This is a genomic window from Falsiroseomonas oryziterrae (genome assembly GCF_021864505.1).
Taxonomy (GTDB): Bacteria; Pseudomonadota; Alphaproteobacteria; order Acetobacterales; family Acetobacteraceae; genus Falsiroseomonas; species Falsiroseomonas oryziterrae.
On record NZ_JAKJIB010000175.1, the window covers coordinates 1 to 8,053 of the forward strand.

The 8,053-nt window shown below is 72.4% G+C and carries 7 protein-coding genes; 1 reads left to right on the forward strand and 6 read right to left on the reverse strand.

Annotated elements, in window-relative coordinates:
• Positions 1-93 precede the first annotated feature (93 nt).
• Together L2I40_RS14225 and L2I40_RS14230 are read right to left on the reverse strand one after the other, a co-directional pair.
• Positions 94-2,115: a TRAP transporter permease gene (locus L2I40_RS14225; protein ID WP_237215677.1), complete on the reverse strand. Its 2,022-nt coding sequence runs from the start codon at positions 2,113-2,115 to the stop codon at positions 94-96.
• Positions 2,116-2,381: 266 nt separating this feature from the next.
• The gene (locus tag L2I40_RS14230) at positions 2,382-3,359 is read right to left on the reverse strand and encodes a TAXI family TRAP transporter solute-binding subunit (protein ID WP_237215679.1); all 978 of its coding nucleotides are present in this window, start codon (positions 3,357-3,359) and stop codon (positions 2,382-2,384) included.
• 146 nt (positions 3,360-3,505) lie between these two features.
• On the opposite strand from L2I40_RS14230, the gene L2I40_RS14235 reads away from it, so the two are divergent.
• Positions 3,506-4,204 carry a CBS domain-containing protein gene (locus L2I40_RS14235; protein WP_237215681.1) on the forward strand — a complete coding sequence of 233 codons (699 nt, stop codon included), beginning with the start codon at positions 3,506-3,508 and terminating at the stop codon, positions 4,202-4,204.
• 144 nt (positions 4,205-4,348) lie between these two features.
• Here L2I40_RS14235 and L2I40_RS14240 read toward each other — a convergent pair whose 3' ends face one another.
• The 4 genes from L2I40_RS14240 to L2I40_RS14255 all read right to left on the reverse strand — a co-directional run.
• Positions 4,349-5,362, reverse strand: coding sequence for an alpha/beta fold hydrolase (locus L2I40_RS14240; protein ID WP_237215682.1), 1,014 nt, complete (start codon positions 5,360-5,362; stop codon positions 4,349-4,351).
• A 180-nt stretch (positions 5,363-5,542) separates the two neighbouring features.
• Positions 5,543-6,784 carry an MFS transporter gene (locus L2I40_RS14245; protein ID WP_237215684.1) on the reverse strand — a complete coding sequence of 414 codons (1,242 nt, stop codon included), beginning with the start codon at positions 6,782-6,784 and terminating at the stop codon, positions 5,543-5,545.
• A gap of 75 nt (positions 6,785-6,859) precedes the next feature.
• The gene (locus L2I40_RS14250) at positions 6,860-7,714 is read right to left on the reverse strand and encodes a phytanoyl-CoA dioxygenase family protein (protein WP_237215685.1); all 855 of its coding nucleotides are present in this window, start codon (positions 7,712-7,714) and stop codon (positions 6,860-6,862) included.
• A gap of 148 nt (positions 7,715-7,862) precedes the next feature.
• A partial coding sequence (locus tag L2I40_RS14255; protein WP_237215687.1) for a hypothetical protein occupies positions 7,863-8,053 on the reverse strand: 191 nt, incomplete at its 5' end.

An 8,053-nucleotide genomic window follows, 5' to 3' on the forward strand; every position in this document is an offset into this window, starting at 1 on the left:
CCTGGCGCGGCGCGGTCAGCACCAGCGCCGGACCCTGCACCGCGACGGGCGGGGCCGGCGGCGGCGGCGCGCCCGCACAGCCGGCCAGCAGGATCAGGACGAGGATGCGGGACGCGGTCGCCATTGCAGCGCCAGCAGCATGCCCGCCAGCACGAGTCCGATCCAGTGGGGATGCGGCAGCGCATCGGCGACCAGCGCCTGGATGGAAGCCGGGAAGATCAGCAGCACCCCGGCCAGCCCCAGGCCCCAACGCTCCCACCCCGCCAGGCCGCGCAGTAGCCAGCCTTGGCAGGCGGCGGCCAGCGCCGCGAGGCCCGTGGTCGCCAGCACGACCTGCCAGACGACGTCCATCCAGGTCATGTCGCCGTGCAGCTGCAGCAGCAGCCCGACGCCCTCCGGGTCGGTGACGAAGACGAAGGGCAGCACGAAGGCGGGCAGCGTGTACTTCCAGGCCTGCAGCGTGGTGCGGTACGGCCCCGCGCCGGTGATGGCGCTGGCCGCGAAGGGCGACAGCGCGGTGGGCGGCGAGACCTCGCTGAGCACGGCGTAGTAGAAGACGAACATGTGCGCCGCGTAGTCCGGCACGCCGAGCTTGATCAGCGCGGGCGCGGCGACCACCGCGCAGATGATGTAGCTGGCGGTGACCGGCACGGCGAGGCCGACGACCCACACGATCAGGCCGGTATAGATCGCGGTGACCACCAGCGACCCGCCGGCGGCCTGGATCGCGATGTCGGAGAACTTCAGGCCGAGCCCGGTCAGCGTGATGACGCCGACGATGATGCCGGCGCAGGCGCAGGTCGCCGCGATGCCGACCGACTGCACCGCGCCGGCGGCCAGCGCATCCACCAGCCGCCGCGGCGTCAGCGCCGTCTCGCGCCGCAGGAAGCTCAGCGCCACCGCGACGCCCATGGCGTAGAGCACCGACAGCGTCGCCGAATACCCCATCACCATGAAGACGACGATCGCGATCAGCGTCGAGAAGTGGAAGCCGTAGAGCCGTAGCAGCTTGCCGACCGGATCGACCTTCATCGCCTCCGCCGCCGCGGCGTCGCCGGCCTGCGCGCGCGCGGCGATGCGCCGCTGGTCCAGCTCCACCATGAAGAGCAGCGAGGCGTAGTAGAGGCAGGTGGGGATGATCGCCATCACCAGCACCTCGAGGTAGCCGATCTTCAGGTACTCGGCGATCAGGAAGGCGGCGGCGCCCATCACCGGCGGCGAGATGATCGCGCCGAGTCCGCCTGCGGCGAGCAGCCCGCCCGCATCGTCGGCGCGGTAGCCGACCTTCTTCATCATCGGCCAGGCGACGGTGCCGAGGGTCACCGTCGTCGCCACACCCGATCCGCTCGGCCCGCCGAGGAGGAAGGAGGACAGCACCACGGTGCGCCCCGCGCTCTGCGGCTTGCCGCCGGTCAGCGCGAAGGAGAAATCGACGAAGAACTTGCCCGCGCCGGACGCCTGCAGGATCGCGCCATAGATGGTGAACAGCACGATCAGCGAGGCCGACACGTCCACCGCGGTGCCGAAGATGCCCTCGAGAGTGATGGTCAGGTGCGGGATCAGCCGCTCGGCATCGTAGCCCTGGTGACGCCAGGGCGGGTCGAGCAGGTTGCCGTGGAAGCCGTAGAGCAGGAACAGCAGCGCGACGACCGGCATGATCCAGCCCGTCGCGCGCCGCGTCACCTCGAGCACCAGAGCGATCAGCAGCCAGCCGACGACGATGTCCATCGGCTCGGGGAAGATGATGCGGTCCTGCAGGTCGTCGCCGCCGGTGACGAGATACCAGACCACGTAGATCGCCGCCGCGATCAGCGCCCAGTCCCATGGCATCAGCCGATGCCGGAACCGCCCCGCCATGGGGAACAACGCAAACCCCAGCACCATCGCGAAGCCGACATGCACGAAGCGCAGCGTCGTCGTCGGCACGATGTCCCACGCCGCCCACAGGTGGAACAGCGACATCGCGACGGCGATCACCACCGCCGCACGCCCGAGCCAGCCCTTCAGCCGGTTCTGCGCGCCCTCCTCCTGCTCGATCAGCGCCTCGACCCGCCGCGCCGTGGCGTCGTCGAGCGCCCCCGCCGGCACCTCCGGCGGCAAAGCCGTGCTGGACATGCGGCCGTGCTCCTACGCGGGCTGTGCGACAGTCGTTCCCGGGAGGGGCGCCGCCCCTCCCGAACCCTCCCCGCCAAGGGCCAGAGGGCCCTTGGAACCCGTGAGTTCCTGGGTGGGAGAGGGAGGGGCGTCACCGGCGCGCCCGTGGCGCAGGCGCGCGTGCCCCTCCCTCTCCCACCCATAGACTGATGCAGGTCCAGGAGCCTCCAGGCTCCTGGTGGGAGGGGTCTGGGGAGGGCAACGCTCTCCCCAGGAACCAGCCAGCCTCACGCCAGCGTGGCGCCGGCCGCGCGCCAGAACGCCTCGGCCGCCGGGTGCCAGGGGATGCCGGCGGCGGCGGTGCGTTGCTGCTGGACGGTGAAGTTGCGCGCCTCCGCGTGGACCCGCGCCCAGTCCTCGCGGTTCTCCCAGAGGATGCGCAGGATGCTGGTGGCGAGCTCGTTCGGCATGTCCTCGCGCACGGCGAGGATGTTGGCGACCGAGAGCTGGCGGTTGTCGGTACGCTGGCCCGGGTAGGTGTTCGCCGGGATGACTTCCGGGAAGTAGACCGGGCCGTGTTCGCGCACGATCGCGTCGAGGTGCTGGTCGTGGTCCACAAGCACGATCTGGGTGCCTGGGGTGGCGGCCAGGTCGGTGATGGCGCTGGTCGGCACGCCGGAGACGAAGAAGTAGGCGTCGATCTTGCCGTCGCGGATCGCATTGGTGGATTCCGCCGGGGAGAGGCGTTCGCGGCCGCGGAAGTCGCGCTGGATGTCGAGCCCGGCGGCGGCGATCAGGCGCAGCGCGAAGAGTTCGGTGGCCGAGGCCGGCGCACCGGTGCTGATCCGCTTGCCGCGCAGGTCGGCCATGGTGCGGATGTTGCGGTCGGCGGTGGTCACCACCTGCATGCGGTTGGTGTAGAGCACGGCGATGGCGCGCGCCGGCACGGCGCGGCCGCGGAACGGGCCGGCGCCGCGGATCGCGTCCACCGCGGCGTCCACCTGCCCGAACAGCATCCCGACGCGGCCGGCGCCCAGCAGCTGGAAGTTGGCGACCGAGCCGGCGGTGACCTCGGCCGTCGCGCTCATCCCCGGGATGCCGCGCGAGAGGTAGTTCGCGAGCGCCCCGCCGAGCGGGTAGTAGACGCCGCCCGTCGTGCCGGTGGCGATCGACATCTGCTGAGGTGCCTGGGCCCGGGCCAGGCCGGGCAGCGCGAGCGCGGCGGCGCCGAGGGCAAGCGTGCGGCGACGGATGAACGGGGTCATCCTGGATCCTCCCTGTGGTTCTTTTGGCCAATCTCCTACAGGCGGCGGGCGCCTGGGGAAAGTGCCCGGGGTTGACCTGCGTCAAGGTGGAACCCCTCGGCCCGGCCTAGGCTTCCCATCACGGCAATGCGCCAAGGGAGAAACCGATGACGAACCTGCGAGCCCGGGACCTGATGACGCCGGACGTCGTCACCGTCCCGCCCGAGACCCCCGTGCTGGCGATGGCGCGCCTGCTGGCCGAGCGCGGCATCTCCGCCGTGCCGGTCGTGGATGCGAACGGCACCGCCGTCGGGGTGGTGACCGAGGCCGACCTGATCCGCCGCCTGGCCGGCGAGGCCGACCGGCCGGCCGGCTGGCTCGCCAGCCTGTTCGGCAACCAGGAGCGCGATGCGGAGCGCTATGCCCGCACCCATGGCGTGACGGCGAAGGACGTGATGACCAGCGACGTCGTCGCGGTGGATCCGGACACGCTGGCGTCCCAGGTCGCGCATCTGATGGAGGATCGCGGCATCCGCCGCGTGCTGGTGACGCAGGACGGGCGGCTGAAGGGCATCGTGAGCCGCGCCGACCTGCTGCGCGCCCTTGTCTCGCCGCCGGCGGAGGGCGGGGAGCTGTCGGACGACCGCATCCGCCGCGCCGTGATGGCGGCGATGAAGAAGGAGCCCTGGGCGGACACCTTCTACACGATGGTGGACGTGAAGGACGGCGTGGTGGAGTTCCACGGCTTCAGCCGCAGCGCCGCGGTGCAGCGCGGGCTGCGCGTGCTGGCGGAGAACGTGCCGGGCGTGAAGGGCGTGGTGGACAACACCCAGCCCATGCCGGCCTACCTCTTCGCCACGGCCTGAGGTTGCGCGCCCCGCGGCCTGTCGCGGGGCGCCTCCGGCCGGCGCGCTTCCCCCCCATACCCCCGGCGCGCCAGACCGGACGGGCCCTTCCGCCTTCCCCCGGCGGAAGGGCCTCTCTTTCTGGCGGCGTGGTCGCGGTGCGGCTCAGGCCTGGACCATCTGGTCGACCTCGGTCCAGCCCGGCGCGGTGCGTTCCGCGATCCGCTCGATCGCTTCCACGACCAGCTCGCGCGCGGCGTAGTGCACCATGTGGCCGACCCGCGGCACCGCCCAGAGCCGGCTGCCGGGGATGGCGCCGTGCAGCCGCACGGAATGGCGCTCGATGTCGATGATCCTGTCCTCGCTGCCGGCGACGATCGCGACCGGCATCCGGCCGAGTTCGCCGTAGCGGGACTGCACGCTCGCTGCGCGCAGCGTCATTGTCGCGGCGTCCTCGGCGCTCGCCTTGATCTGCCAGGGGCGCAGCATCATCGGGATCGGGACCGCCGCCGTGAATCGGGGTGGGACCGGGAGCGGGGCGAACATGCGCCGCACCATCGCCGGTGCGATCAGCCCCCCGACGAGTGGCCCCACCGTGTAGCGCACCACGTCGCCCAGCACCGGCACGGCCGGCGGCGAGAAGATGGCCACGTCGGCCCGCGCGGTCGGGTAGTGATAGCCCGAGGCGAGGACGAGGCCCGACACGCTGTCGGCGAAGTCGAGCCCGAGCGCCACCGCGACCAGCGCGCCCCAGGAATGGCCGACGACGACCGGGCGATCGAGGCCGAGGCGGTGGAAGGCTTCGGCGAGCACCTCGGCCTGCGCCTCCGCCCCCCAGATGCGGTCGCGTGGCCGTTCGCTGAAGCCATAGCCGGGGCGGTCGAAGGCGACCACGCGATGCCGCGCGGCGAGCGCGTCGAACACGCCGCTCGCGACCCAGTCCTCGGCGCGCACGGCGTTGCCGTGCAGCAGCACGACGGGCGGGCCCTCGCCCTCGCCGCGGGCGAGGTAGTGCAGGCGGATCCCGCCGGCCTCGACGAAGTGGCCGCGTGGCGGGTTCTCGCGCTCCGCGCGCTTCGCCGCGGCGTTCGACTGGAGCGCGAGCGCGCCGAGCGCCGCGGCCGACCCGAGCGCGATGGCGAGCTTCGGGTCGAGCGGCAGGGGGCGGTCGTGATGCATCGGTGGGCTCCGGGGGGATGTCCCCGGGCCAACGGGTCGCTGCCGGGGCGGTTCCGCCGGCGCTGGACCCGCATAGCCCAGACTGCGTCCGGGCTACTCCGGTCTAGCTGTTCCTGTAGCCCAGCGATTCACGCCCTCCCTGCGCCCGCCTGCGGCGTGCACAGTCAGGACGATCGCGGGCTAGCGCCCCTTGACCGTCGCCAGGATCGCCGCGCCGAGGGCGAGGAAGACCAGCACCGTCGCCATGCCGAGGCGCTGGCTGTCGGTCGCCGCGGTGACGGTCGCCAGCACGGCGGGGCCGAGGAAGCCGGTGACGCGCCCCGACAGCGCGAAGAGGCCGAACCAGGCTGCCGTCTCCTCGGGCGGGGCGAGCTTCGCCATGAAGCTGCGGCTCGCGGCCTGCGCCGGCCCGAAGAAAAGCCCGAGCGAGAGAGCGAGGATCCAGAACCACGTCTCGCTCTCGGTCAGCAGCAGGGGCAGGCCGAGGGCGACCATGGCGCCGAGCGCGAGCAGCACCATCCGGCGCGATCCGACGCGGTCCTCGATCAGCGCAAAGCCAGCGGCGCCCAGCCCGGCAGCGACGTTCATCGCGATGCCGAAGAGCAGGATCTTCTCCATGCCCATGCCAAAGACGCCGGCGGCGTAGATCGCGCCAAAGGCGAAGAGCGTGTTCAGCCCGTCGGTGTAGAAGAGCCGCGCGATGAGGAAGCGCGTCAGCACCGGCTGGTGCGGCAGGCTGCGGAGCAGGTCGCGGACCTCGCGCAGGCCGCGCGCCACGGCGATGCCCCAGGAGGGGCGGCGGCCCGGCGGATCGGGCAGCGCCAGCAGCGCGGGCCAGGAGAAGAGCAGCAGCCACGCGGCGACCAGCAGCGCGGTGGCGCGGACATGCTCCGCCTCGGCGCGGTCGAGGCCGAGCGGCGAGGGGTTGGGCTGCACCAGCAGCACGAGGCAGAGCCCGAGGCAGGCGAGCCCGCCCGCATAGCCGAGCCCCCAGGCAAGGCCGGAGACGCGGCCGATGCGCTCCTTCGGCGCCACGTCGGTGAGCATGGAGTTGTAGAACACCGTGCCGAGCTCGAAGCCGACCGTCGCAAGGCCGACGCAGAGCAGCGCGTAGAGCGCCCAGGACGGATCGGGCTTCGCGAACCAAATCATCGCCGTGGCGGCCGCGGTCAGCAGGGTGAACAGCGCCAGCATCAGCCGCCGCCGCCCGCCCGCATCCGCCACCGCGCCGAGCACCGGGGAGGCGAGCGCGATGACCATGGCCGCGGAGGACTGCATCCAGCCCCATTGCGCCTGGCCTTGGGCCGGATCGGCGGCCACCCCCTGGGCGAAGTAGGCGGCGATGACGAAGGTGGAGACCACCGTCGGGAAGGCGCTGTTGGCCCAGTCGTAGAAGGCCCAGGCCCAAGCCTTGCGGGTCATTCGGAAGCGCCGGAGGGTTGCGGGCCCATCGTTGCCCGCAACCCTGCCCGGTCCGCAAGCCTGCCGCGGGCGGCGCTACCAGCCGAGCCGGACGAGCGTCATCCGGACGCGGCGCTTCAGCCGCTCGGCGAGCGGCGTCGCCGCGGCTGCCCGCGCGTCCCGCGTCGTCCACTTGTCGCGGTTCCAGACGAAGTCGCGCCGGATCATCGCCGCCGCGTCGCGCACCGCGAATTCGAGCGTCAGGGCGCGGCGCGGCTGGTCGGAGGTGTTCGGCCCGGCGCCGTGCATGGTGCGCGAATGGTGCATCACCGCATCGCCCGCCTTCAGCGGGACGTTCACCATGCGGGCGATGTCGGGGTTCACCGCGGTCAGCGCGTGGGCGCGCTTGTCGCCGCCGACGCTCGCATGCTCGACCAGCGGGCCGAGGTGGGATCCGGGCACGTAGCGCATGCAGCCCATCGCCTCGTCGGTGTCCTGCAGGGCGATCCAGACGGAGATCGCCTCGCGATAGGGCGTGCCGACGGTGAAGCAGGCCTCGTCCTGGTGCCAGGGCGTCTCGGCGCCGGTGCGCGGCGGCTTGTTGATGGCGAATTCCCAGACCAGCTCGGCGCCCGGCATCAGCGACGCGACGAGGTCATGGGCGCGTGCGCGGGTCTGCATCTCCGCCAGCCAGGGCGCGTGCTTCGACGGCCATGCGAGCTGGGGCAGCCTCGCCGTCTCCGGCCGGTCCTCGGGGTCCAGCATGTCGAAGAAGTCGCCTTTCTCGTAGCCGGCGCGGGCGGCGAAGAGGCCGTCGTAGATCTCACGCAGCCTGGGCAGTTCGGTCGGTGGCACCAGGCCCGGCACGGCCACGAAGCCATCCTGCATGAAGCGCGCCCGCGCCTCCGCCTCCATCTCGAGACGTGACGACGAGAGTCGTTCAACGAGCATCGCTCTCCCCCTGGCAACAGTGCCTGGACCGACTCGTCTTAGGCGGCGGCGGGGGCTTCGGCTCCGTCACGGTTCCGTGGCTCGCGGCTTTGCGATGGGCCACGGCGCGCCGGAAGGCGCCGAATGACGACACGCCTGCGCGAGCAGCTCAGCCCAGGCTGGACAGTGCCCGCGCGGCCACGCCGATGGCGACCAGGTCGCCGGCCGCGGCGGCATCGCGCGCCAGCCGCACCGTCGTTCCGTCCGCCACGGCGCCGCCGGAGAGCCGTGCGCGCGCCAGCCTGGCCTGGAGCGCGGCAAGATCGGCGAGCGCCTCGGCGCGGGCCCGTGCGGCGAAGG